Source organism: Hydrogenophaga soli (genome assembly GCF_054777695.1).
In genome coordinates this window covers 12,942-36,899 of record NZ_BAAHAK010000001.1, presented here as the reverse complement: position 1 = coordinate 36,899, position 23,958 = coordinate 12,942, and the positions used below count along the sequence as shown (strand labels likewise).

Genomic DNA, 23,958 nt, shown 5'->3' with positions numbered 1-23,958 from the left:
AAGCCAGCGCATCAGAACGACCATGTTCCCATCAGGTACACCTGCTGGCGCAGGGGCGCGTGTCGCACCCACGCGCGGGTGGGGCCTGCATTCAGCCGGGCACCACCCTCCCACTTGACCCGGTCGCCCTGCCACACCAGGCTGGCCGTCCACACCCGCCCCCCATCGGCAGGGTGGTACAGCACGTCCAGCGCGGGCTGCCAGGCCCCGGAAGTGCCGCTCAGGCGGGCGTACAGGTTGCGCCGGGGCGCACTGAACGGGGACTGGGTCAGCAAGCCGTCGTGCCAGGCTTCGACCAGCAGGCTGACCTGCTCCGGCCCCGTCCAGGTGCCGCCCACCAGGGCCTGGGCACCGCGGCCACCCAGCGTGGATGGGGAACCCACCACGCCATTCACGTCGTGGTGCTGAACGTGGCGCAGCGAGGCATGCAGCTCCAGCGCGTCATCGGCCACCCACGAGGCCGCCGCCCCCACGCTGCCCCCGGTTCGCACGCCCACACGGGCAAAGCCGTGCCAGTCCACCTCGCCCGCACGGTGGTAGACGCGCAGGGCCAGGGCGGGTTCGTCGGCCCCGGTGGCGGTGCGGGGCTTGGTGGGGTTGACCCACACCGCGCTCCAGGCCGTGCTGGCGTCAAAGTGCTCGGCCATGACCAGCGGGCGCCCCACCAGCGTGGCCGGGGCCAGGGTGCGCCGCACCTCCTGCTGCACCACGTCGTTGGGGCGAAAGGCATACCCCACGTCCCAGCTCACCACCTTTTTGCCCGCACTCCATTGCAGGCCCCCGGCAGCAGCGGACACCACGGCTTCATTGACCCAGGCATGGGTCTGGGAAGGCTGGCCCGTGGGCTGTTGCTGCTGCAAGGTCAGCGTGCCATGCCAGCCCAGCGGGCCGGTGTGGGCACTGGCCTTGAGTTCGGCCTGCAGCGTGGTGCCGACCCGCCGCTGCCACTGCGCCTGAACCTGGCCCGATGCCTCCACCCCCTGGGCAAACGCCCCCCAGGGCGCTGCCCCAACGCCCAACCCCAGCGCGGCCCACAGCACCCGCCACAGGCCGCCACCGCGGCCCGGACGGGTGAGCCCCGGCCCCGGCACGCCGAAGGGGCAGCCAGCGGTGCTCATGGCTGGGCCTCCAGCGCCGGGTTGTGGGCCAGAAACATGGGGTTGAGCCACTCGGCAGGCACGGTGCGTGCCTGCCGAGTCAGGTAGCTCACCCGGGTTTGCTTGCCGTTGCCCAGCTGGTCGGTCAGCAGCATGTCGGTCACCTGCGCGTCGCGGCTGCCGGGCTTGTCCAGCACAAAGCGGGCTTGCTTGGCCAGCTTGTCGGACTGCACGTACAAATCGGCCCGCACCGGCTCGTGGTGGGTTTTGCCCACCCACAGTTCGATGCGCTGGTAGGTCACGCCCTTGCGCACCGCAGTCATGCTGATTTGATAGCACCTTGCGCTTTCAGACAAAGCGCCAGAGGCACTTTTTTCTTGTGATTTTTGGTCTCCAACAGACAGGCAGGCACCCTCCCCCACCAGGGTGCCGACGTAGTCGCTGCTCCAGCTCAGGGTGGCAATGTCGCCGGTGGAGGCGTCACCCAGCAGCTTTTGCATGGGCGTGATGCGCAGGGGCCGCTGGCTGCTGGGCATGAGCAGCCAGAAGTCATCGCCCAGCATCAGCACCTTCTGGCCTTTTTCGGCGGGGCTTTGCATCAGCACCAGCGAGCGCCGGTCCGATTGGGCAAACACCGTGTAGCGGCGCTCCTTGTCGGGCGAGCCATCGGCCTTGAAGGTCTGCACCCGGGTGTCCACCTGCAGGTTGTCGGCGGTCATGCGGGTGCGGTCGGCGTCCTTGAGCAGGGTGGCCACGTCGGGGGCCGATGGAGGTTGAACCAGCGCCTGGGCGTGGACGGTGGAGGTAGCGGCCCAGCCCAGCAGGGCCAGCCCGGAAGCCAAACGCAAGAAACGGTGGGTTGTCATGAACATGCTCCGGGGTGAGGCGTCAGGTGTGGGCCAGGGCATCGACCACCGGCAGGTGCACCGTCTTGCGGGCCACCACCACCGAAGCCACCAGGGTCAGCAGCACCATGGCCACCATGGTCAGGGCGTACAGCGTGGGGTCGATGGAGACCAGCAGCGGGTAACTTTCCGAACGCCCGGGCGGCGGCGGCATGTCCACCGGCACCACGTACAGCAGCAGCGACAGGCCCAGCGCCAGCAGCGCCCCGGCCACCGTGCCCACACCGCCCAGCAGCATGCCCTCCAGCCCCAGGCTGCGCAGCAACTGGCCGGGCAAGGTGCCCAGGGCGCGCAGGGTGCCGATTTCGCGGGTGCGTTCGATGATGGCCATGGCCATGGCATTGGTCACCACAAACACCACGATGACGCCGATGATGAGCCCCAGCGCCCCGAAGATGCGGTTGTAGAGGTTGCGCACCGCACGGTAGAAAAAGGCCTGGTCTTCCCAGGTCTGCACCGTCAGGGCCGGGTGCTGGGCCGCCAGGCGGGCCTGCGCCCCTGGGGTGGACGCCATGCGGTCCAGAAACACCCCCAGGCTGGACACCTTGTCGGTCACCAGCAGGCGCTGGGCGGTGGACACGCTGGTGTAGACCATGCGTTTGTCCATTTCGGGCACGCCGGTGCTGAAGGTGCCGACCACCCGCACGTCCACGGCGTTCATGGCCCCTTCGGTGGTGGCGGCCAGCAGCGTGAGGCTGCTGCCGGGCGTGGCCTTGAGGCTGCGGGCCAGGTCGTGGCCCAGCATGACCTCGTCGGCCCCCGGCTCACCGCTCATCACATGGCCGCTCTTGATGGTGAGGAAGGGGCCCTTCACCGCGAACTCGGCGTCCGGGTCCACGCCAATGGCCATCATCACGGTGGACTTGTCGCCATTGCTGATGAGGCCGGCGTAGGTCACCTTGGGCAGCACCTGGCGCACCTGCGGGTCGGCCAGCAGGGCCTGGCGCAAGGCGTCCACGCCTTGCAGGCCGTGTTGCAGGGGCACGTCCTCGTCTTCGGTGAACTGGGCGGGCTGGCCCAGCACCAGGTGGCCGGTGTCGCGGGCGGCGGCCTGTGCCAGCGCCTCGTAGGTGTACAGCGCAAAGCCCCCGGCCAACAGAATGGCCGCGGTGCCCAGCGCTGCAATGGACGCCGTGACCGCCGAGCGGCGGCGGTTGCGCAGGGTGTTCTGGGCGGCAAATTTCAGCCAGGTCAGCCAGCCGCCTTGCAGGGTCGTGTTCATTGGATCCTCCCATCCAGCAGGGCCACCACGCGGTCGCAGCGTGCGGTCAGGCGGCTGTCGTGGGTGGCAATGACAAAGGCCGCACCTTCGGCGTGGCCGCGTTCGCGCATCAGGTCCAGCACCTGGTCGGCGGTGTGTGAATCGAGGCTGGCGGTGGGCTCGTCGGCAATCACCAGCCGGGGGCGTTTGACCAGCGCCCGGGCAATGGCCACGCGCTGGCGTTGGCCGCCGCTCAGGGCGTCGGGGCGGTGGCGGGCGTGGTCTTGCAGGCCCACGGCGGCCAGTTGGGCCGCCACCCGATTGCGCCGCTCGGCGGCGGGCACGCCGGTGAGGAACAGCGGGTAGTCCACGTTCTCGGCCACGGTCATCACCGGCACCAGGTTGAAGCTCTGGAACACAAAGCCCAGGGCGTCACGGCGCAACAGGGTGCGCCGGGTTTCGTCCAGCGCCACCACCGACTGGCCACCCAGCACGATGTCTCCGGCATCGGGCGAGTCGATCAGCCCGCACAGGTTGAGGATGGTGCTTTTGCCGCTGCCCGAAGGGCCGGTCAGCGCCAGCAACTCGCCGGGCTGCACCGCCAGGTCCACCCCTTGCAGGGCGGGAATGACGTGTTCACCCAGGCGGTAGGTTTTGCGCACGCCGCGCAGCTCGATCACCGGCGCGGTCATTGGGCGCCCCCGGTGCGTTGCCCTGCGCCCAGACCGGCACGACTGGCCGCGTCGGCCACGGCCTTCTGGAATTCAACTGGCGACTGGGCCAGCAAGGGACTGGCCAGCACGTCGTTCAACAGCTTCAGGCCCTTGTCCTTGCGGTTCATGAAGCCGGGCACCGCCAGGAAGGTGTTGGCGGCCACAAACTTGACCTCCAGCACCCCCGGGGTGCCGCGCTGCAGCGACGCGTTGTGGGCGGGTTGCAGCAGGCCCAGCGCCTTGTCCAACTGGGCCAGGCCGTCTTCGGCGTAGCCCATCTTTTTCCAGGGCAGCCAAGTGGTGTTGGCCCGCATGCTGGTGGCCGCCCCTGCATAGGCCAGCAACACCGGGTGGGTGGGCTCGGCCTTCAACAGGTCGGCAAACGCCTGCGCCGCGGGTTCAATGGCGGCGGTGTCGCCCGCCGCTGCACGGTTGAACTGTTCAAACGCGGGTTGGAACTGGGCATCGGTCGCGGCGTGCACGGCGGGTGCCAGCAGCAGCGCTGTCGCCAGCCAGGCTGCACGGGCAACAACGGAAAGCGGGAGGGGTTTCATCACAGCACCTTGAAAGTGAATCGGTGCCGTGAGTCTGCGAGGGGTGGCTCAGCGGTGCAGCCCCTGTGCGACGAAATGCGCCCCTGGTGCGCCAACGGCGGCCAGGGGCGATGGAGTGCAAAGCCTAAGGGGCGGAATCAGTAGCCGTAGCGGCCGTCGCGGTCACGGCGGTCCCAGCCGCGATCGTCGTGGTGGTGGTGGTGACGACGCCAGTGCGGGCGGCGGTCATCGTCCCAGTCGCGCACCACCACCGGCGGGCGGTACACCACTTGGGGAGGCGGGCTGTACGCCACACGAGGCGGCGTGTAGACCACGGGCGGGGCGTAGTACACCGGGGGGGCATAGGCCACGGGCGGCGCGTAGTACACCGGGGGTTGGTTGCCCACGCTGACCACAGCCCCAGGCGACACCAGCCCCACCGACCAATTGACCTGCCCAGCATGGGCGGGCTGCAGGATGACGGCGCTCACGCACACCATCAAACCGTAGGCCGCCAGTTGCAACCAGCGCGAGCCGCGCTGGCGGGCCGCGGCGGGGCGAACCTCAGGGGTGGCGGAAAAGCCGACTTCGGGCAGGCGTGACATGGTGAATCTCCTTGCTGTGGGCCTTGCTTGGCCCCGTGCCCGGATTTCACCGCCAAATGGTGTGCTTGCTCAGGCTTTGCGCGTGAAAAGCGTTGCCAAACGTAACCAGAACGACCCCATTTGTCCTTGCCAGCGGCGAATGGGCGTTTCCACCGCGTGGTGGAACAGGGCCCCGGCAGCCACGCACGCCAGCCAGGCCAGCGCCACGCCCACGGTCTGCACCCAGGGCACACCCCAGGCCCAGCGGGTGAAGGCGGCGTTGACCAACAGGCTGACGGGGAAATTCATCAGGAACACCCCGTAGGAAATGCGGCCCAGGTAGCCCAGCACCGCGCTGCGCGGCCAGGTGGACAACCACCCCTGCCGACGCGCCAGCCACAGCACCACCGCCACAGCCAGGGCCAACACCAGCCGCTCGCGGTATTGGAACTCCAGCGCCAGCACCGCCACCGCCACCCAGACCAGGGCGTACACCCCCATCCAGGTGGGGGCGTTGCGGTCGGCGGCCCAGTAGGCCAGCGCCCCGGCGGCAAACGCGCCAAAGAAATACAGGCCCCACACATCCCAGTCGGCGCTGAGGTTGAAGTACAGCATGGATGCCACGCCCAGCGCGGTGACCAGCGCCACGCTCAGCCAGGGGGCCGTGCCCCGGCCCACCCAGCGGCCCAGCCAGAGCAGCGCCACCAGCAGCACAAACAGCTGGAAGTCGATGGCCACGTACCACACGCCGGCCGACAGCGAATCGATGTCCAGCACACTGTGCAGCAGCAGGGCGTGCGCCAGCCATTGGCTGAAGGTGGCGGACTCGGGAATGCTGTCGTGCACCATCCACTGCCGTGCCACCGCACTGCACGCCATGGCCACACCCAGGGCCACCACATAGGGCAAGGCCACGCCCACATACCGTTTACCCAACGCCGCCAAGGGGTTGCGCAACTTCAGCACGCCTTGCGGGGCCAGCGAACCCACGGCCAGAAAACCGCTGATGACCAGAAACACCTGCACCGCCATGCGGGCATCCTGGCTCAGCCAGGTGACCAGGCGGGGCCACAAACGGTGGGTCCAATCGGTCATGGGCCCGTAAAAAGCCAAGTGGTGCAGCACGATGAGCTGCGAGGCCACGGCCTTGAATGCGTCGATCAGGGGCAAGCGCCCCCGTGCGGAAACCGTCATGCTTCTCTCTCTCTGGCCAGGGGCTGGAGCCCGCCTGGCAACCACTGCGACAGCGCAGCGTGCAATTCACGCTCGTGCCGCTGCCACCACACCCCCACCGCCACCAAACCCAGACCGAGCAGGGTGAGCGCAAACATGAAACCCAGCGAGTCGTGAAACACCCGCGAGGACAAATAACCCAGGTACACCATCACCCCGATGCCCCCGAACACGGTGAACACCCGGCGGTTGATGGCCACACCCCAGAACACCAGCGCCACGTTGATGGCGGCGTAACCGGCCTTGCCCCATTCGGAACCGCTGTCACGCAAGGACAGACCACACCAGAACATGAGGGTGCCAAAGATGTAGAGCCAGAACGCAAAGTCCTGCCGGTCCACAGGGTGGGCCGCCACGCGGGTGCGCAAGTCCACCCACACGGCCAGGGCCAGCGTGCCCAGGCCAAACACCGCCGACAGGTCGCGCACCAGCTTCCAGTCAAAGCCGTTGTTCTGCATCAGCAGGTGCGCCCAGTCCATGCTGGCGTACCACAGCACCACCGCCACGGGCATCACCATGAACGGCAAGCGGTAGTTGCGCAGCATGACCACCGCCGCGGCCAGCGTGGCCAGCTCCAGCATCACCCAACGCCAGTTGATCTGGGTGTGGAACGACCGGAACGACTGCGCCCCCCCGTCGGGCCACCACCCCAGGCCCACCTGCACGCTCCACACCAGCAAGGGCACCAGGGTCACCGCCAGCGTGGCCAGCACCCCGGCGGGAATGTTCAGTTCGCGGCGCAGCAAGTGGGTGGCCACCCGCAGCGCGGCCCACAGGTACAACGCCGTGAGCACCGCGCTGCCCCAAGGCCCGAACGCGGCCCAGCCCCAGGTCATGAACAGCGACATGGCCCCCATGGCCAGCAGACCGCCAAAGTAATACAGCACATGCGCCATGGAAAAGCGCGGCTTGTCCAGCGGCCCCCGGTCCACGTCGGTGGCGTGGTTGCGGTGCACCCGGCGCGGGTTGCCGGGGTCGGCCCAGTCGGCCCACAAGGCGTGGGCCTGGGCCGGGTCGATGGCCCCCCGACGCACCGCAGCCTCGATGTCGGTCCACGCCAGCTGGACCCGCACATGCGGCGCAAACACGTCGCCCACCCGGGTATCGAGCCAATGGGTGGACTCGGCGGTGATGACAGTGTCAGGGGCTTCTTGATTCATGGGCAGCTCGCTGGTCGACGACCGGACAGGGAGAACACGGACCCGAGGGATAACCCGCGATTATCCTGCTTCACCCCCCTCTGCATGCAAGCCCCGCATCACGCCCCCCCTGCGCAGGCATGAGCGGCGGGACTTTGCTTCCTAGAATCCCCGCCACCATGCCCAACACCGCATTCACCCCCGAAGCCCTGCCCACCGTGCTGGAGCGCATCCACTCCGAAGCACAGGCCCTGTATGGACTGGGACGGGTGGCCGACTACATCCCCGCGCTGGCCGAAGTGCCTCCACGCCAGTTCGGCATGGCCGTGGCGCTGGTCAACGGGCAGACCCACACCGTGGGTGACGCGCAGGTGCCGTTTTCGCTGCAAAGCATCACCAAGCTGTTCACCTTTGTGCTGGCCCTCAAGGCCCTGGGCAACGACCTGTGGCTGCGCGTGGGGCGCGAGCCCTCGGGGGCGGCGTTCAACTCCATCGTGCAGCTGGAAACCGAAAACGGCATTCCCCGCAACCCTTTCATCAACGCCGGGGCACTGGTCATCACCGACATCCTGACCAGCCGCTACGCCCACCTGGACTATGCCCTGCTGGGCACCCTGCGCCGCCTGGCCGACGAGCCCAACCTGCACTGGAACCCGCGCGTGGCCCGCAGCGAACGCGACACCGCCCACCGCAACATGGCCATGGCCTACTTCATGAAAAGCCATGGCAACTTCCACAACCCGCCCGAGCTGGTGCTGGACAACTACTGCCGCCAGTGCGCCACCGAAATGACCTGCGCCCAACTGGCCCAGGCCGCGCTGTTCCTGGCCAACGACGGGCGTGACCTGGGCCGCGATGGCCGCCCCGACGAGCAGCTGCTGACCGCCGACGAGGCCCGCCGCGTCAACGCCCTGATGCTGACCTGCGGCGCCTACGACGCCTCGGGCGACTTTGCCTACCGCATCGGCCTGCCCACCAAGACCGGCGTGGGTGGCGGCATCGTGGCCGTGGTGCCCGGCGTGGGGTCGGTGGTGGTGTGGTCGCCCGAGCTGGACGCCAAGGGCAACTCGGTGCTGGGGGCCTTTGCGCTGGAGCGGCTGGTGCAGCTCACCGGCTGGGGCCACAGCAGCCTGTGATCAAAACCCCCCGGTGAACTGGTAACGGCTGGCGGGGTGCCACATCACTGCCACCGAGGCCACCTGCTCCGCCGACCAGGTCTGGCGACGCAACACCAGGCAGGGTTCGGCATCGGCCATGGCCAGCATCTCGCGCACGGCGGGCGTGGGCGCACAGGCCTCAATGGTGAACTGCACCCGCTGCAACGGGGCCACCCGCATCAGGTAGGCGTTGGGCGTCTGGGTGGCAAAGTCCTGCGAGAGGTAGTCGGGCGCCACCGCCGGGTTGACGTGGCGGTCTTCCACCTGCAGGGGCCGCTCGTTCTCGAAATGCACCACCACCGAGTGGAACAGCCACGCCTCGGGCGGCACACCAAACCGGGCGGCCAGAGCCTCGCCCGCGCGCACCCGCTCCAGCCGGTGCAACTCGCTGCGGTGCACATGGCCACGCGCTTCAATTTCAGTAGCAATATTCTTAATATCCAAAAGCGTGGACTGGTATTTTTGTTCTGAAACAAAAGTGCCTGAACCCTGCACCCGTTCCACCAGCCCCTCGGCGCTGAGCTCGCGCATGGCCCGGTTGACCGTCATGCGCGACACGCCAAACGTCCGCGCCAGCGCCTCCTCGGTGGGGATGGCCTGGCCCGGTGGCCAACTGCCGTCGCGAATCTGCGCCTGCACATGGTTCTTCACCCGCTGGTAGGCCGGCAGCGGGGCCGGGGTGTCAGGCAGTGGCGGGTGGGCGCGGGTGGGCTTGCTCATGGCAAACACATTATCCCGGGCCAATTTGTATATACATTTACAAACTTTGAAGTTATATTTGTACATACATCAGGAGACCCCCATGCCCCTCACCCCCAACACCCGCCTGGACACCACCCGCACCGTCCGCGCGCCCCGTGGCACCACGCTGCACTGCAAGAACTGGCTCACCGAAGCGGCCTACCGCATGATCCAGAACAACCTCGACCCCGAAGTGGCCGAGAACCCCCAGGCCTTGGTGGTGTACGGCGGCATTGGCCGCGCCGCCCGCGACTGGGCCTGTTTTGACCAGATCCTGGCCTCGCTCAAAGACCTGAACGAGGACGAATCCCTGCTCATCCAGTCGGGCAAGCCCGTGGGCGTGTTCAAGACCCACGCCAACGCTCCGCGCGTGCTGCTGGCCAACAGCAACCTGGTGCCCAAGTGGGCCAACTGGGAACACTTCAACGAGCTGGACCGCAAGGGCCTGTTCATGTACGGCCAGATGACGGCGGGCAGCTGGATCTACATCGGCAGCCAAGGCATCGTGCAAGGCACGTTCGAAACCTTTGTGGAAGCGGGCCGCCAGCACTACGGCAACAGCCTGGCGGGCCGTTGGATCCTCACCGCCGGCCTGGGCGGCATGGGCGGTGCCCAGCCTCTGGCCGCCACGCTGGCCGGGGCCGTGTCGCTCAACATCGAGTGCCAGCAAAGCAGCATCGACTTTCGCCTGCGCACCCGCTACGTGGACAAGCAGGCGCGGGACATCGACCACGCCATCGAGCTGGTCCAAGAGCACACCGCCAAGAAGGAAGCCGTGTCCATCGCCCTGCTGGGCAATGCCGCCGAGGTGCTGCCCGAATTGGTGAAGCGTGCCCAAGCGGGTGGTGTGCGTCCGGACATCGTGACCGACCAGACCTCGGCCCACGACCTCATCCACGGCTACCTGCCCCTGGGCTGGACCGTGGCGCAGTGGAAAGCCGCACAGCAAGACCCCAGCCAGCACGCCGCCCTGAAAGCCGCTGCCGCCCACAGCTGCGCCGTGCATGTGCAGGCCATGCTGGACTTCCACGCCATGGGCGTGCCCACAGTGGACTACGGCAACAACATCCGCCAGGTGGCGTTTGACGAGGGTGTGAAAAACGCCTTTGACTTCCCCGGCTTTGTGCCCGCCTACATCCGCCCGCTGTTCTGCGAAGGCAAAGGCCCGTTCCGCTGGGTGGCACTCTCGGGCGACCCCGAGGACATTTACAAGACCGACGCCAAAATCAAAGAGCTGTTCCCCCACAACCACCACACCCACCGCTGGCTGGACATGGCACGGGAGCGCATCAGCTTTCAGGGCCTGCCCGCCCGCATTTGCTGGCTGGGCCTGGGCGAACGCCACCTGGCGGGCCTGGCCTTCAACGAGATGGTGAAACGCGGTGAGCTCAAGGCCCCCATCGTCATTGGCCGCGACCACCTGGACACCGGCAGCGTGGCCAGCCCCAACCGCGAGACCGAAGGCATGCGCGACGGCACCGACGCCGTGAGCGACTGGCCGCTGCTCAACGCCCTGCTCAACACCGCAGGCGGTGCCACCTGGGTCAGCCTGCACCATGGCGGCGGCGTGGGCATGGGTTATTCGCAACACTCGGGCATGGTCATCGTGGCCGACGGCACCGATGCCGCCGCCGAGCGCCTGGCCCGCGTGCTGGTGAACGACTGCGGCAGCGGCGTCATGCGCCATGCCGATGCCGGATACGAACTGGCCGTGACCACGGCCCAGAATTTCGGGCTGAAACTGCCCATGATTGCTGCATGAAAGCACCCCCCATGAGCCCCACCCCCTTCACCCTGAATCCCGGCCACATGACGCTGGCCGACCTGCGCCGCGTGTGGCAAGCCCCCGTGGCCGTGCAACTCACGCCCGAGGCCCAGGCCGCCATTGCCGAGTCTGCCGCCACCATCCACGGCATCGTGGCCAAGGGCGACGCCGCCTACGGCATCAACACCGGATTTGGCAAGCTGGCCAAAACCCGCATCCCCGACGCGCAGCTGGAGCAGTTGCAGCGCAACCTCATCCTGTCGCACTCGGTGGGCACGGGCGAACCCATGAGCGACGCCACCGTGCGCCTGGTCATGCTCATGAAAGCCGCCAGCCTGGCCCGCGGCTACTCGGGCGTGCGCCCGGTGGTGGTGGACACGCTGCGGGCCTTGCTCAACGCGGGCATCATGCCGGTCATTCCGGTCAAGGGCTCGGTGGGGGCTTCGGGTGACCTGGCCCCGCTGTCGCACATGACGCTGGCCCTCATGGGCGAAGGCCCGGTGCGCGTGAACGGCGTCACGCAAGACGCCAAAGCCGCCCTGCACGCCGCGGGCATCACCCCCATCAACCTGGCGGCCAAGGAAGGGCTGGCCCTCATCAACGGCACGCAGGTGTCCACCGCGCTGGCGCTGCACGGCCTGTTCATGGCCGAGCGGCTGCTGGAGGCCGGCACCGTGATCGGAGCCCTGTGTGTGGACGCCGCCAAGGGCAGCGACGCGCCGTTTGACCCGCGCATCCACGCCGTGCGCGGCCAACCCGGCCAGATGGCCGTGGCCGCCGCCACCCGCGCCCTGCTGGCGGGCAGCGCCATCCGCCTGTCGCACCTGGAGCACGACGAACGTGTGCAAGACCCCTACAGCCTGCGCTGCCAGCCGCAGGTGATGGGCGCTTGCCGCGACATCATCGCCAACGCCGCCCGCACCCTGCTGACCGAGGCCAACGCCGTCACCGACAACCCGCTGGTGTTCACCGACACGGGCGAGGTGCTCTCGGGTGGCAACTTCCACGCCGAACCGGTGGCCTTTGCCGCCGACACGCTGGCGCTGGCCATCAGCGAGATCGGCGCGATCTCTGAGCGCCGCATTGCCCTGCTGATCGACAGCAGCATCTCCGGTCTGCCGCCCTTCCTGGTGAACAACCCGGGGCTGAACAGCGGTTTCATGATTGCCCATGTGACCGCCGCCGCTTTGGCGTCTGAGAACAAATCGCACGCCCACCCCGCCAGCGTGGACAGCCTGCCCACCAGCGCCAACCAGGAAGACCACGTCAGCATGGCCACCTACGCGGGCCGCCGCCTGGCCGACATGGCCGACAACACCGCCACCATTTTGGGCATTGAATGGCTGGCCGCCGCGCAAGGCGTGGACTTCCACCGCCCGCTGCACACCAGCGCCGTGCTGGAGACCACCCACGCCAAGCTGCGCAGCCAGGTGGCGTTTTACGACCAGGACCGCCTGTTTGCCCCCGACATCGAAGCCGCCAAACAGCTGGTGATGCAGGGTGCCGCCAGCCAAGGCCTGGACGCCACGCTGCAAGGCCTGTGGACCTGATGCGCCCCCCGCCCACCACCCTGTGGCACAACGCCCGCGTGGCCACCCTGTGCGCGGGCGCGGCTGGCACGGCCCCGGACGACGGCTGGGGCCTGATTCCGCACGGCGCGGTGCTCACCCAAGGCGACGCCATCGCTTGGGTGGGCCCTGAAGCCGACCTGCCCCTTGCCCTGCCCGCCCTACCCCCCGTGCAGCACGAGGTGGACCTGGGCGGAGCCCTGCTCACCCCCGGCCTGGTGGACTGCCACACCCACCTGGTGTACGGCGGCGACCGCGCCGCCGAGTTCGACATGCGGCTGCGTGGCCTGAGCTACGAGGCCATTGCCCAGGCCGGGGGCGGCATCCGCTCCACCGTGCAGGCCACCCGCCAAGCCACCGAGGCCGAGCTGCTGACCCAGGCCAGCCGCCGCCTGCAAGCCCTGCTGGCCGAGGGCGTGACCACGGTGGAGATCAAATCCGGCTACGGCCTCAGCCTGGAGGCCGAGGCCCGCTGCCTGCGCGTGGCCCGCGCCCTGGCCCAGCACCACCGCGTGAGCGTGCGCACCACCTGCCTGGCCGCCCACGCCCTGCCGCCCGAGTACAGCGCCCCGGCCACCGCCCACGCGGGCGAACCCGCCGACCCTGCCGATCCACGCGACGCCTACATCCAGGCCGTGTGTGAGTGGCTGCCCCAGCTCCACGCCCAAGGACTGGTGGACGCGGTGGATGCGTTTTGCGAAACCATTGGCTTCAGCCCCGCGCAAACCCAGCGCGTGTTCGAAGCGGCGCAGGCCCTGGGCTTGCCCGTGAAGCTGCATGCCGAACAGCTCAGCAACCAGGAAGGGGCCGCGCTGGCCGCCCGCTTCGGGGCCTTGTCGTGCGACCACCTGGAGCACCTCAGCCCCGCAGGCGTGGCCGCCATGGCCGCCGCGGGCTCCGTGGCCGTGCTGCTGCCCGGGGCCTACTACACGCTGCGCGACACCCACCTGCCCCCCATCCAGGCGCTGCGCGACGCGGGCGTGCCCCTGGCCGTGTCCACCGACCACAACCCCGGCACCTCGCCCGCGCTGTCGCTGCTGCTCATGGTCAACATGGCCTGCACCCTGTTCCGCCTGACGCCGCTGGAGGCCGTGCAAGGCGTCACCGTGCACGCCGCCCGCGCCCTGGGCCTGACCGACCGGGGCCGCCTGGCCCCCGGCCAACGCGCCGACATGGCCGTTTGGCAACTGAACCACCCCCACGAACTGGCCTACTGGCTGGGCCACAACCCCTGCCTGCGGGTGGTGGTGGCCGGAGAGGAACGCGCATGAACACCCCCACCCCACCCACCCCCTTCGTCTGGCAAGGCCGCGTGGACCCTGAAGACAGCGGCCCCACCCCGCGCTGGCACCAGCACATGCAGCCCTTCACGCCCCAAACCCAGGGCGGCGTCACGCTGCTGGGTTTTGCGGTGGACGAAGGCGTGCGCCGCAACGGTGGCCGCCCCGGGGCCGCGCAAGGCCCGCAGGCCATTCGCCACATGCTGGCCAACCTGCCCGTGCTGGGCGAGCCCCCGCTGCACGACGGCGGCGATGTGTTTGCCCCCACCCAAGCCGAGCCGCTGAACGACCCCGCATTTGACCCACCGTTTGACCCCTTGGCCCACGCCCAAACCGCGCTGGCCCAGCGCGTGGCCCAGGTGTTGCGCCAAGGCAGCCTGCCCGTGGTGCTGGGCGGCGGGCACGAGGTGGCCTGGGGCAGCTTCCAGGGGCTTGTGCAGGCCCACCCCGAGTGGCAACGGGTGCTGGTGATCAACCTCGACGCCCACTTTGACCTGCGCGAAGCCGCCCAGGCCAACTCCGGCACGCCGTTTCGACAGGTGCACGACTGGTGCACCGCCCACCAACGCCCCTTTGTGTACCGCGTGCTGGGCATCAGCCGCTTTGGCAACACCCAGGCCCTGTTCGAGCGGGCCGAGCGCATGGGCGTGCGCCACTGGCTGGACGAAGCCCTGCAAACCCCCGCCGACGCCCATGCCGCCCTGAACGCCCTGCAGGCTGACCTGGACCAGGCCGACGCCGTCTACCTCACCGTGTGCTTGGACGTGCTGCCCGGCGGCCAGGCCCCGGGCGTGTCGGCCCCCTCGGCGCTGGGCGTGCCGCTGACGGTGGTGGAAACCTTGATCGACGGCATCGTGCGCCACGGCAAGGTGGCCTTGTGCGACGTGGCCGAACTCAACCCCACGCTGGACCGCGACCAACTCACCGCCCGCGTGGCCGCCCGGCTCGTGGCCCGCATGGCCCGCATGGCCCGCGGTCTGGCGGCCACCCGCCGCGGCTGACCCGGGGGCTTCAGCCGCTCAGGCCGCGTCTTCGGCCCACACCCACTGGTTGCGCCCGCGGGCCTTGGCCGCGTACAAGGCCATGTCGGCCCGGCGCATGTTGTGCACGGCGTCCAGCGCCGGGTCGAGCATGGCCACCCCGGCCGAGCAGGTGAAGCGGAAATCCGGCACCTCCGACAAGGGCTGGGCCGCCGCCACCTTGCTCAACACCCGGCCCACCGCCAAGGCCAGGGCCTGCGGCGTGACGTTGGGCAACAGCAGCATGAACTCCTCGCCCCCCAGGCGGCCAAAACCGTCGTCGCGGCGCAGCGTGGCTTCCACCAGGCGGGCAAACGCCGTCAGCACCAAATCGCCGCCCATGTGGCCGTGGGTGTCGTTGATGCGTTTGAAATGGTCCAAATCCAGCAGCACCAGCCCGCAGGGTTGGCCGTGCTGGCGCAACTGGTCCAGCCGCGTGTCCAACTGCTGCAACACATGGGCGCGGTTGCTGATGCCGGTGAGCACATCCACTTGGGCAGCGCGCAAAGCCCCGTCACGCGCCTGCCGCAGCGAGCGTTCACCCGCCCGCAGCTCCGAAATGTCGAAGCCGATGCACAGCATCCAGCCCTGCTCGTCCATGGTCTCGGTCATGCAGATCCAGCGGCCATCGCGCAAATCGGCCTCGAAGCTGCGAAACGGCAGCTTGCCACGCCGTGTGCGGGTGGACACCAGCCAGGCTTCGATGTCGGGGGCGGTCAACACCGCGCCCACCTGGTGGCGGTGGTTGTGGCGCATCAGGTCAGACCACGTGAGCAAGGTGCCCGGCTCCAGCCCGTGGGCGCTGTAGAACGCCGCGTTGCCGTAACACAGCATGTCCGACGGGTCGTACAGGCTCACCATCATCGGGCACCGCTCATACAGGCGAGCCATGTGCTCGGCATGTGGGTGCAACGAAGGGGGGGATGGGGACATGGGGGCGGTGGATGCGGGGCTCGGCCAAGGCGAAGCCACAGTGTAGGGCGCAGCCCCGCCCGCGTGCAGGGCTGCGCCCTAAAATCCCCGCATGAGCGCCCCCAACACCCCCAACAACGCAGCGGATTCCGCCAACGCCCCCCACGTCAGCAACTTCTTGCGCCAGATCATCGAAAAAGACCTGGCCCAAGGCACCCACGCCCAGCGCCACTGGGCAGGCACCCCCGGCGACGCCGCGCACCACGCCGCTGGCCCGCTGGACCCGGCCAAGATCCGCACCCGTTTTCCGCCCGAACCCAACGGCTACCTGCACGTGGGCCACGCCAAAAGCATCTGCCTGAACTTCGGCCTGGCGCGTGACTACGGCGGCGTGTGCCACCTGCGCTTTGACGACACCAACCCCGAGAAGGAAAGCCAGGAGTTTGTGGACTCCATCACCGACGCCGTGCGTTGGCTGGGCTTTACGTGGAACGGCAGCACCAGCCAAGCGGAACAGGTGCCCGCCTACTTCGCCAGCGACTACTTCGACTTCATGTACCGCGCCGCCGAGCACCTGATTGAGCGCGACCTGGCCTACGTGGACGAACAAACGCCCGAAGAAATGCGCGCCAACCGTGGCGACTTTGCCACCCCCGGCAAGAACAGCCCCTTCCGCAGCCGCACCCCCGCCGAAAATTTGGAACGTTTTCGGGAGATGGCGCTTGGTAAACATGCCGATGGCGCTATGGTTTTGCGTGCAAAAATCGACATGGCCAGCCCCAACATCAACCTGCGGGACCCGGCCATTTACCGCATTCGGCGCGCCACCCACCACAACACGGGCGACAAGTGGTGCATCTACCCCATGTACACCTTTGCGCACCCCATTGAGGACGCGCTGGAAAACATCACCCACAGCATTTGCACGCTGGAATTTGAAGACCAACGCCCGTTTTACGACTGGCTGATGGACCGCCTGGCCGAAGGCGGCCTGATCAACACCCCCCAGCCCCGCCAGTACGAGTTTGCGCGGCTGAACCTGACGTATGTGATCACCAGCAAACGCAAGCTGGCCCAACTGGTGACCGAAGGCAAGGTGAGCGGCTGGGACGACCCCCGCATGCCCACCATCGTGGGGCTGCGCCGCCGCGGCTACACGCCCGAAAGCATTCAACTGTTTGCCGAACGCATTGGCGTGACCAAGGCCGACAGCTGGATTGACTACAGCACCCTGGAAGGCTGCCTGCGCGAAGACCTGGAACACAAAGCCCACCGCGGCATGGCCGTGCTGGACCCGGTGAAACTGGTGCTGACCAACTGGGCCGAGGTGTTCGGCGCTGACGGCTACCTGGAACCCTGCACCCAACCCGCCCTGCCCCACTCGGCCATTGCCGAAGGCCAAACGCCGCCCCCAGACCGCCAATTCCAGATTGGCAACCAGGTGTGGATTGAGCGGGAAGACTTTGAAGAAGTGCCGCCCAAGGGCTACAAGCGCCTGTTCCCGGGCAACATCGTCCGGCTGAAAGGCGGCTACGTGATCGAATGCACCGGCTGCGCCAAAGACGCCAACGGCCAGGTGACCGAGGTGCACGCCAAGGTGATTGCCGGCACCAAGAGCGGCACCCCGGGTGCCGACAGCGTCAAGGCCAAGGCCGCCATCACCTGGGTGGGCGTGGCCGACGGCAGAGAAGCCGAAGTGCGCCTGTACGACCGCCTGTTTGCCGACCCGCAACCCGACGCAGGCGGCAAGGACTTTCTGGCTGCGCTGAACCCCAACAGCCTGAAGGTGGTGACGGCGTATGTGGAACCGTCACTGGCCGCCGCGCTGCCCGACCAGAAGTTCCAGTTCGAGCGCCATGGCTACTTTGTGGCCGACCGCAAGGACCATGGCGTGGGCGGGAAAGTGGTGTTCAACCGGGTGACGGGGTTGAAGGATTCTTGGGGTAAGTAAGCCCGCCCCGACTCAAAGATAAATCAAAAGGAGGAAACATGAGTACACCAGGACTAATAGATCAAGGTCTCCAGTGGTTTCAGGGACCAATCACTCAATCAATAAAATCCGTCTTTGATGGAATAAACACAGAAGTAGAGTCTCTCGATATTTTCAACCGCTATCACAATGCACATATTGAAACACTAAGACAAGAAGTTCAATATATCAAACTCCTTGGGATGAATCAACCATCCTTACTCAAGAATCTCTACAATCCAGCCCGCGTTTCCACGACCATCAGGCGTCGCTTGTTCACAGATGAATGGATTCCATCAACGCGAAACTCCCCAATTAAAGTAAACAGTACAAACCTGGTCCCTGGTGATGAATTCATTGAAGGGAAAGAGCGCATTGCCGTGCTAGGCGGCCCAGGCGCCGGGAAAACAACATTTTTAAAATTCCTAGCTCTCTCTTATTCAGACAAAGACATTTTCTCAACAACAAATCTCAAAACGTCTCTTATTCCATTCTTTGTCGCCCTACCCGTATTATCTCGAAGCAATAAAGAGCTATTTGATTTTTTACTTAATCCGATCAAGGAAAAAACAAATGAGTATTCGAACGATTATTTGAAACGCATTCTTTCGAAGGGCTATGCAGCCGTATTACTGGACTCATTGGATGAAGTACCTACATCACAACGCGCCCAACTTCTAGAAAAAATTCACTCATTTTGCTCAATTTACCCCAAAACCAAGGTGGTGATATCGTGCAGAACTGCAGACTATCAAGGTGATATGCTGGAGGCATTTCACGAAATTGAAATTGCAAAACTGGACAAGGCAGCAGTTAGAAAAATCACAAAAGCTTGGTTTACAGAAGAGCCTGAGAGGGCGCTAGAACTATTAACAATAATTGAGAACGATAACAGCATATCCAGCCTCACAGAAACACCGCTTTTACTCAGTCTCTTATGCATTCAGTTTAAGCATGACTTGGCTTTGCCGCGGCGGAAAGTAGAACTCTTCAATCGCTGCTCACAAACCCTTCTAAGAGAGTGGGATACCGCTAGACGCTTCCGGCGGGACACAGCATATCAATCACTTACCGACCAAGCCAAGGAACGCCTTTTCGAGGAAATAGCTTATCACTTCACAAAGGATGGTCTGACCTTCATTTTTCCTAAGGCAGCAACTATTGAAGTTGTATCCAATTTTTGCTCACGAGTCTCACTTGAACCGAGCGATGCCATTGGAATGCTGTCTGAAATAGATAGTCATCACGGCATTCTCGAACAGTTCTCCCAAGATCACTACGGATTCAGTCACACCTCTTTTCAGGACTTTTTTGCCGCACGCGCAATTTCGTCAAGAGGCCTTGGATTAAGGTACTTGCAAACAAACATCGACAATCCAGATTGGCATAGCATTTTCGAGTTCATTGCAGGCCTCGAACAAGATGCAGATCCTCTAATTCAGTTCCTGATAACCAAGAGCTCATTGAAGGGACTCACAAACTATCCGCCAATGGCAAAGAGAACTGACTGGCTCAGACTTCTTTACAGATGCCTAGCAACAGGTCCATATATTTCACCACCAACGCGTCGACAAGCACTTGATCACTTAGTGGCCTCTCAGTTCGAAATCGCAAGAATTTACAGTGAGGGAGGCGTTTATCCGCTATCTCAGCTAATTCCAGACGGAATTATGCACCCGTACGTTTATTTTCACAAGCGACCAAGCCTTTCCACCGCACTCCAACCGTTTAAGCAACTGTCAAATGAAATACTGCGCACCCCGATTCCAGGGTACGCGGAAACAGTGCTACGAAGTCTCCCAGAGATCGAGAACAAAAAAGGCATCGATCTATTGAAAGACGCCTTGCTATTAAATTTGGTGACACCACTAGTCTCAACCAGAGGCGCAGAAGTTAAAGATATTTTGACCAAAAAAATAGAGGCCAGAAAAAATACATCCACCGCCCGCATAGCTTCGATCACTCTCGGGAACATTGAAAAATTTTCCAAATCCTCTTGAGAAGGCGATCGGCACGCGCTGGCACCCAAGGGCCAAGAAGCGGGTGTGGAGTTCGTGGCCAAGTCCCGCTTTGGGCCCTACTTTCTGTGGCCGCAGGACTTTCATCCGGTTTGAACTGCATCCACCATGCCTGACACGCCCAAGCCTCCACCCCGCGTCGTTGTGTTTGCCGGCCCCAACGGCGCTGGCAAGTCAACGCACGCTGATGCCATTCTTGCGGCGCTGGGCATCGACACTTTTGTCAACGCCGACTACATCGCCCGAGGCTTGTCGGGCCGAAACACCGATGCAGTGGCGTTTGAGGCGGGCCGCATCATGCTCAAGCGGTTGCATCAGTTGGCTGACGCCAAGGCAGATTTCGCCTTTGAATCCACCCTGTCCAGCCGGACGTTTGCGGCCTTTTTGAGCACACTCAAGCTGTGCCTGCCGATGTGATTCGGCGGCGTTATGGTCGCAGCGTGATCAACTTCTTTACGCTCTACATGCCTCTGGCCGATGAGTGGACGCTGTTTGATAATTCCACCCCTCCGCTTGCGCGCACGGTCGCAGCCAAGCTGAATGGCCAACTCACAGTGACGGAGCCCACCACATGGCACAAACTGCAAAAACTCAGCCCAAACGCCTGACGCCGTCCCCCAAAGCGCTGCAAAAGGCCTTGGAGCAGTCGGCCAAACAGGCACAACGGCTGGCCGATGCCTATGGGGTGGTGGTGCCGGGCATCAAGCCCAAAGCTCCCATCGGTTCTCGCCCAGCAGGTTGATGCAACAAAATGGCATCCAGCGCTTGTTTTGAATGCGCAAACAGCTATTGTTTTTGATGTTCCGCAGGGACACCCTCAGCCCCCGACCCCATCGCACCCTCCCCCGCCAACGCATACCGCGTCCCCCGGCCCACGCCAGTTTTCACCAGCACGCCCAGCGCCACCAAGTCGGTCAGCTCCCGGTAGGCCGTGGCGCGTGACACTTGGGCGATGGACGTGTATTTCTCGGTGCTCAGGCCGTTGGCAAAACCGTCTGGGCCAAGGTCGTACAACTTGTTCAGCACCTTGCGCTGGCTGGCCGAAAGCTGGGGGTGGTGGGCTTGCAGCGTGGCCCAGAAGGCGGTTTTGCGTGCCGCGCCTTGCACCTGCGCCACGGTGGCCAGGCAGGCTTGTTCCACGCAGCCCACAAACCAACGCACCCAGGGGGTCACGTCCAGCACGGGCTGGCTGGTGGCGGCTTGCAGTTCGCGGTAGTAGCCCGCGCGGTCCAGCCACATTTGGCGCGACAAGCTGAACAGGCGCTGCCCACTGCGCATGTCTTGCGCCATGGCCAAGTCGGCCAGCGCACGGCCAACGCGGCCATTGCCGTCTTCAAAGGGGTGAATGGCCTCCAGCCAAAGGTGTGCCAGGGCGGCGCGCACCAGCCCGTCCAGGCGGTTGACCTCTGCGGGGTGGTTGAACCAGTCGATCAGCTGCGCCATGTGGGCGGGCACGTCGCCCGAGTCGGGCGCTTGGTAGTGCACCACGTCGGGCCGCCCCAGCCGTGGGGTGACGATTTGCATGGGCTCGGGGTGGTCGCGCCAGCCCCCCACCACGATGGGGGTGATGCCGCTGCGCCCGGTGGGAAACAGGGCGGCATGCCAGCCAAACAGGCGTTGGGCGCTCAGGGGTTCGGCCCAGTGTTGGACGGCGGCTTCCACCACGTCCAGCGTGGCTTCAACCCGCGGCTCGCGCTGGCGTTGCATGGCGCGGCTGCTTTGCGTGAGGCCCAGGCGGCGGGCGGCTGAAGCACGCACCGAGTTGAATTGCAGCGCCTCGCCCTCGATCTGCGCGGTGGCCACGGCTTCGTCAGCCCATTCGGCCAGTTGCAGGTCGCCCAGGTCCACCAGCTGCAAGCCGCTGACCACGCCCAGCATGCGCCCCTGCGCCAGCCGCGCTGCCGCCAGCGCAGGCTGTAGCGCCTGTGCGTCCACCTGAAAATTGGGCCACTCGGGGGCTTGCCAGATCCACATGAAGCGCATTTTAGGTTTTTACGCTTCAAGAATGAAGCGCAAATGGACTGTTTGCGCTTCACGGGGACGGTTTGATGTGCATCGCAGGAGCACAGGGCAACGCACAAATATCAAAAAAATCAGCCTCTAGCTCTTTATTGATAAGCGTAAGAAGCTATGAAATTTGACATTTCAGCCACACCACGACCTCAGCCCGCCAATCGGTGCTGAACCAGCACTTTTGCACGCGTGAGTCGATAGACTTTGAGCCGAGTTTCCGCATTTGCAACGCACTCAAGCGCCATGACGCCCCCCAAGCCTTCGGGATCAGCGCACCTACTATGTGAGCGACGAACGGCTGAAAGCCTTTGCACAGTTGACCCCCTTGCAACGCCTTCAATGGGTGGAGCAGTGCTCATACTTTGTACGGCTGGGGCAAATCGCCCGGCAAACACAACGCCCCCCAGACCAAGGCACTGATTGAGTGCCCACTGTCCATGACACCCCAGGCCATCCTCCACTTCTGGTTCACCGAACTCACGCCCGCCCAGCACTTCGCCAAGGACGCAGCCTTGGACGACACCATTGGCAACCGCTTTGGGACCGTGCTGGAAGCCGCTGCGCGGTGCGAGCTGTTTGGCTGGCGCACCACGCCCGAGGGGCGGCTGGCCGAGGTGTTGGTGCTGGACCAGTTTTCGCGCAACGTGTGGCGCGACACGCCCCGCGCCTTTGCGCAGGACGCGCTGGCCCTGGCCTTGGCGCAGGAGCTGGTGGCCACCGGGGCTGACCGCAGCCTGCCCGTGGCGCAGCGCCGCTTTGCCTACATGCCCTACATGCACAGCGAGTCGGCGCTGATTCACCAGCAGGCGGTGGCGCTGTTCTCGCAACCGGGGCTGGAAGACAACCTGCGCTTTGAGCGGGCGCACCAGGCCATCATCGAGCGCTTTGGGCGCTACCCGCACCGCAACGCGGTGCTGGGCCGCACGTCCACCCCGGAAGAACTGGCGTTTCTGCAGGAGCCGGGTTCGTCGTTCTGAGAGTCGCCCATGCCCCGCCCCCACCACCACGTGTACGTGATTGAGCTGCACCCCGACGTGCTGCTGGAGGCCAAGTTCCGCCGCTGCAACCCCGGTTACGTGGCGGGCAAGCCCTGCGTGTACGTGGGCATGACGGGGCTGGACCCCGACGTGCGGTTTGACAAGCACAAGGCAGGCATCCAGTCCAACACCTATGTGCGCAAGTACGGCCTGCGCCTGCTGCCCGACCTGTACGAGGGCTTCAACCCCATGCCCTACAAGGAGGCCCAGACGCGGGAGGTGGAGGTGGGCATCGACCTGCGCAGCGCCGGGTTTGGGGTTTGGCAGGCCTGAAGCACCGCTTTTCGAATGCCGCCAGAATGGCGCGCTTGCGTTTCCCCCCCACCCCAAGGAGACCCCATGCCCCAACTCACGCTGCATTACTTCGACTTCCACGGTGGCCGCGCCGAGCCTGCACGCATTGCGCTGCACATGGGCGGCATTGCCTTCACCGACCACCGCATTTCGTTCCCTGAATTCGCCGAGTTCCGCAAGCAGACGCCCTTTGGCCAAGTCCCCACGCTGGAGGTGGACGGCGTGCACGTCACGCAGTGCGATGCCATCAACCGCTACGTGGGCAAGCTGGCGGGCCTGTACCCCACCGACCCACTGCAGGCCCTGCTGTGCGACGAGGTGTCGTTTGTGGTGGAAGAGGCCAACGCACGCCTGGGCCCCACCTTCCGCATGACGGGCGAGGAGCAAAAAGCCGCCCGCCTGGCCCTGGTGAACGGCTCCATGCCCGTGTACCTGGCCTGGCTGCAGGCCCAGTTGCAGGCGCACGGCGGCGAGTACTTTGCCGACCACCGCCTGACCATGGCCGACCTGAAGGTGTTTGTGGATGTGCGCGGGCTCAATTCCGGGCGGCTGGACCATGTGCCCACCGACCTGGTGGCGCGCGTGGCCCCCGCGCTCAATGCCCACATGGAGCGCATCGCCAACCTGCCCGGCGTGCAGGCGTACTACGCGCAGTTTGCGGCGCGTTGATTCACCCGCCAGACGCCACCGGGGGCCGGGCGGGACGGGTTGTAAGAACTTGTGCGCCCGCGGTGGCAGTGGGGCAAAACGGGCCAGAATCCCAGCGCTGATGTCCGAGCG

General features: G+C 65.4%; 23 protein-coding genes. 12 read left to right on the top strand and 11 right to left on the bottom strand.

The features are described 5' to 3' along the window. Positions 1-11: 11 nt before the first annotated feature. From ACYVB7_RS00175 to ACYVB7_RS00140, 8 genes are all read right to left on the bottom strand, one after another. On the bottom strand, positions 12-1,118 hold the full coding sequence (locus ACYVB7_RS00175) for a hypothetical protein (protein WP_460504506.1): 1,107 nt from the start codon (positions 1,116-1,118) through the stop codon (positions 12-14). Further along, the gene (locus ACYVB7_RS00170) at positions 1,115-1,963 is read right to left on the bottom strand and encodes an outer membrane lipoprotein-sorting protein (protein WP_460504505.1); all 849 of its coding nucleotides are present in this window, start codon (positions 1,961-1,963) and stop codon (positions 1,115-1,117) included. The genes ACYVB7_RS00175 and ACYVB7_RS00170 overlap by 4 nt, the downstream gene beginning before the upstream one ends. Positions 1,964-1,985: 22 nt before the next feature. Further along, the gene (locus tag ACYVB7_RS00165) at positions 1,986-3,224 is read right to left on the bottom strand and encodes an ABC transporter permease (protein WP_460504504.1); all 1,239 of its coding nucleotides are present in this window, start codon (positions 3,222-3,224) and stop codon (positions 1,986-1,988) included. Next, entirely contained in the window at positions 3,221-3,895 is a 675-nt protein-coding gene (locus ACYVB7_RS00160; RefSeq protein ID WP_460504503.1) for an ABC transporter ATP-binding protein, read from the bottom strand. Before ACYVB7_RS00160 ends, ACYVB7_RS00165 begins: the two co-directional genes overlap by 4 nt. Then, on the bottom strand, positions 3,892-4,470 hold the full coding sequence (locus tag ACYVB7_RS00155) for a hypothetical protein (protein ID WP_460504502.1): 579 nt from the start codon (positions 4,468-4,470) through the stop codon (positions 3,892-3,894). The genes ACYVB7_RS00160 and ACYVB7_RS00155 overlap by 4 nt, the downstream gene beginning before the upstream one ends. 137 nt (positions 4,471-4,607) lie before the next feature. Further along, positions 4,608-5,054: a hypothetical protein gene (locus tag ACYVB7_RS00150; RefSeq protein WP_460504501.1), complete on the bottom strand. Its 447-nt coding sequence runs from the start codon at positions 5,052-5,054 to the stop codon at positions 4,608-4,610. Between the two features lie 69 nt (positions 5,055-5,123). Continuing rightward, positions 5,124-6,227 (bottom strand): acyltransferase family protein, encoded by a 1,104-nt coding sequence (locus ACYVB7_RS00145; protein WP_460504500.1) that lies wholly within the window; start codon positions 6,225-6,227, stop codon positions 5,124-5,126. Continuing rightward, the gene (locus ACYVB7_RS00140) at positions 6,224-7,426 is read right to left on the bottom strand and encodes a DUF2157 domain-containing protein (protein ID WP_460504499.1); all 1,203 of its coding nucleotides are present in this window, start codon (positions 7,424-7,426) and stop codon (positions 6,224-6,226) included. Before ACYVB7_RS00140 ends, ACYVB7_RS00145 begins: the two co-directional genes overlap by 4 nt. Positions 7,427-7,584: 158 nt before the next feature. Between ACYVB7_RS00140 and ACYVB7_RS00135 the strand changes: the two genes are divergently transcribed. After that, the gene (locus ACYVB7_RS00135) at positions 7,585-8,541 is read left to right on the top strand and encodes a glutaminase (protein ID WP_460504498.1); all 957 of its coding nucleotides are present in this window, start codon (positions 7,585-7,587) and stop codon (positions 8,539-8,541) included. Here ACYVB7_RS00135 and hutC read toward each other — a convergent pair whose 3' ends face one another. Beyond that, positions 8,542-9,282, bottom strand: coding sequence for a histidine utilization repressor (gene hutC / locus ACYVB7_RS00130; RefSeq protein ID WP_460504497.1), 741 nt, complete (start codon positions 9,280-9,282; stop codon positions 8,542-8,544). A gap of 82 nt (positions 9,283-9,364) precedes the next feature. Between hutC and hutU the strand changes: the two genes are divergently transcribed. The 4 genes from hutU to hutG are packed head-to-tail and all read left to right on the top strand — an operon-like array spanning position 9,365 to position 14,917. Then, positions 9,365-11,065: a urocanate hydratase gene (gene hutU / locus ACYVB7_RS00125; RefSeq protein ID WP_460504496.1), complete on the top strand. Its 1,701-nt coding sequence runs from the start codon at positions 9,365-9,367 to the stop codon at positions 11,063-11,065. Next, positions 11,062-12,618 carry a histidine ammonia-lyase gene (gene hutH / locus ACYVB7_RS00120; protein WP_460504495.1) on the top strand — a complete coding sequence of 519 codons (1,557 nt, stop codon included), beginning with the start codon at positions 11,062-11,064 and terminating at the stop codon, positions 12,616-12,618. The genes hutU and hutH overlap by 4 nt, the downstream gene beginning before the upstream one ends. Beyond that, a complete protein-coding gene (gene hutI, locus ACYVB7_RS00115) occupies positions 12,618-13,907 on the top strand; it encodes an amidohydrolase family protein (protein ID WP_460504493.1) in 1,290 nt (429 codons plus the stop codon). Before hutH ends, hutI begins: the two co-directional genes overlap by 1 nt. Next, on the top strand, positions 13,904-14,917 hold the full coding sequence (gene hutG / locus ACYVB7_RS00110; RefSeq protein WP_460504492.1) for a formimidoylglutamase: 1,014 nt from the start codon (positions 13,904-13,906) through the stop codon (positions 14,915-14,917). Before hutI ends, hutG begins: the two co-directional genes overlap by 4 nt. Before the next feature lie 18 nt (positions 14,918-14,935). Here the strand turns inward: hutG and ACYVB7_RS00105 are convergent, their stop codons facing one another. Then, positions 14,936-15,868: a GGDEF domain-containing protein gene (locus tag ACYVB7_RS00105; protein WP_460504490.1), complete on the bottom strand. Its 933-nt coding sequence runs from the start codon at positions 15,866-15,868 to the stop codon at positions 14,936-14,938. A 91-nt stretch (positions 15,869-15,959) separates the two neighbouring features. On the opposite strand from ACYVB7_RS00105, the gene ACYVB7_RS00100 reads away from it, so the two are divergent. The 4 genes from ACYVB7_RS00100 to ACYVB7_RS00085 all read left to right on the top strand — a co-directional run bounded on the left by ACYVB7_RS00100 (position 15,960) and on the right by ACYVB7_RS00085 (position 20,576). Next, entirely contained in the window at positions 15,960-17,798 is a 1,839-nt protein-coding gene (locus ACYVB7_RS00100; RefSeq protein WP_460504489.1) for a glutamine--tRNA ligase, read from the top strand. A 38-nt stretch (positions 17,799-17,836) separates the two neighbouring features. Further along, positions 17,837-19,816, top strand: a complete 1,980-nt coding sequence (locus ACYVB7_RS00095; RefSeq protein WP_460504488.1) for an NACHT domain-containing protein — start codon at positions 17,837-17,839, stop codon at positions 19,814-19,816. 126 nt (positions 19,817-19,942) lie between these two features. Next, positions 19,943-20,251, top strand: a complete 309-nt coding sequence (locus ACYVB7_RS00090; protein ID WP_460504487.1) for an AAA family ATPase — start codon at positions 19,943-19,945, stop codon at positions 20,249-20,251. Between the two features lie 154 nt (positions 20,252-20,405). Beyond that, positions 20,406-20,576: a hypothetical protein gene (locus ACYVB7_RS00085; protein ID WP_460504486.1), complete on the top strand. Its 171-nt coding sequence runs from the start codon at positions 20,406-20,408 to the stop codon at positions 20,574-20,576. 44 nt (positions 20,577-20,620) lie between these two features. Here the strand turns inward: ACYVB7_RS00085 and ACYVB7_RS00080 are convergent, their stop codons facing one another. Then, positions 20,621-21,808, bottom strand: a complete 1,188-nt coding sequence (locus ACYVB7_RS00080; protein ID WP_460504485.1) for a DUF4172 domain-containing protein — start codon at positions 21,806-21,808, stop codon at positions 20,621-20,623. A gap of 476 nt (positions 21,809-22,284) precedes the next feature. Here ACYVB7_RS00080 and ACYVB7_RS00075 point away from each other — a divergent pair, with 476 nt between their 5' ends. From ACYVB7_RS00075 to ACYVB7_RS00065, 3 genes are all read left to right on the top strand, one after another. After that, complete coding sequence (locus ACYVB7_RS00075; protein WP_460504484.1) at positions 22,285-22,824, top strand: DUF924 family protein; 540 nt, start codon at positions 22,285-22,287, stop codon at positions 22,822-22,824. Between the two features lie 9 nt (positions 22,825-22,833). Continuing rightward, positions 22,834-23,157, top strand: a complete 324-nt coding sequence (locus ACYVB7_RS00070; protein WP_460504483.1) for a hypothetical protein — start codon at positions 22,834-22,836, stop codon at positions 23,155-23,157. 66 nt (positions 23,158-23,223) lie between these two features. After that, the gene (locus ACYVB7_RS00065) at positions 23,224-23,847 is read left to right on the top strand and encodes a glutathione S-transferase family protein (protein WP_460504482.1); all 624 of its coding nucleotides are present in this window, start codon (positions 23,224-23,226) and stop codon (positions 23,845-23,847) included. Positions 23,848-23,958: the final 111 nt, after the last annotated feature.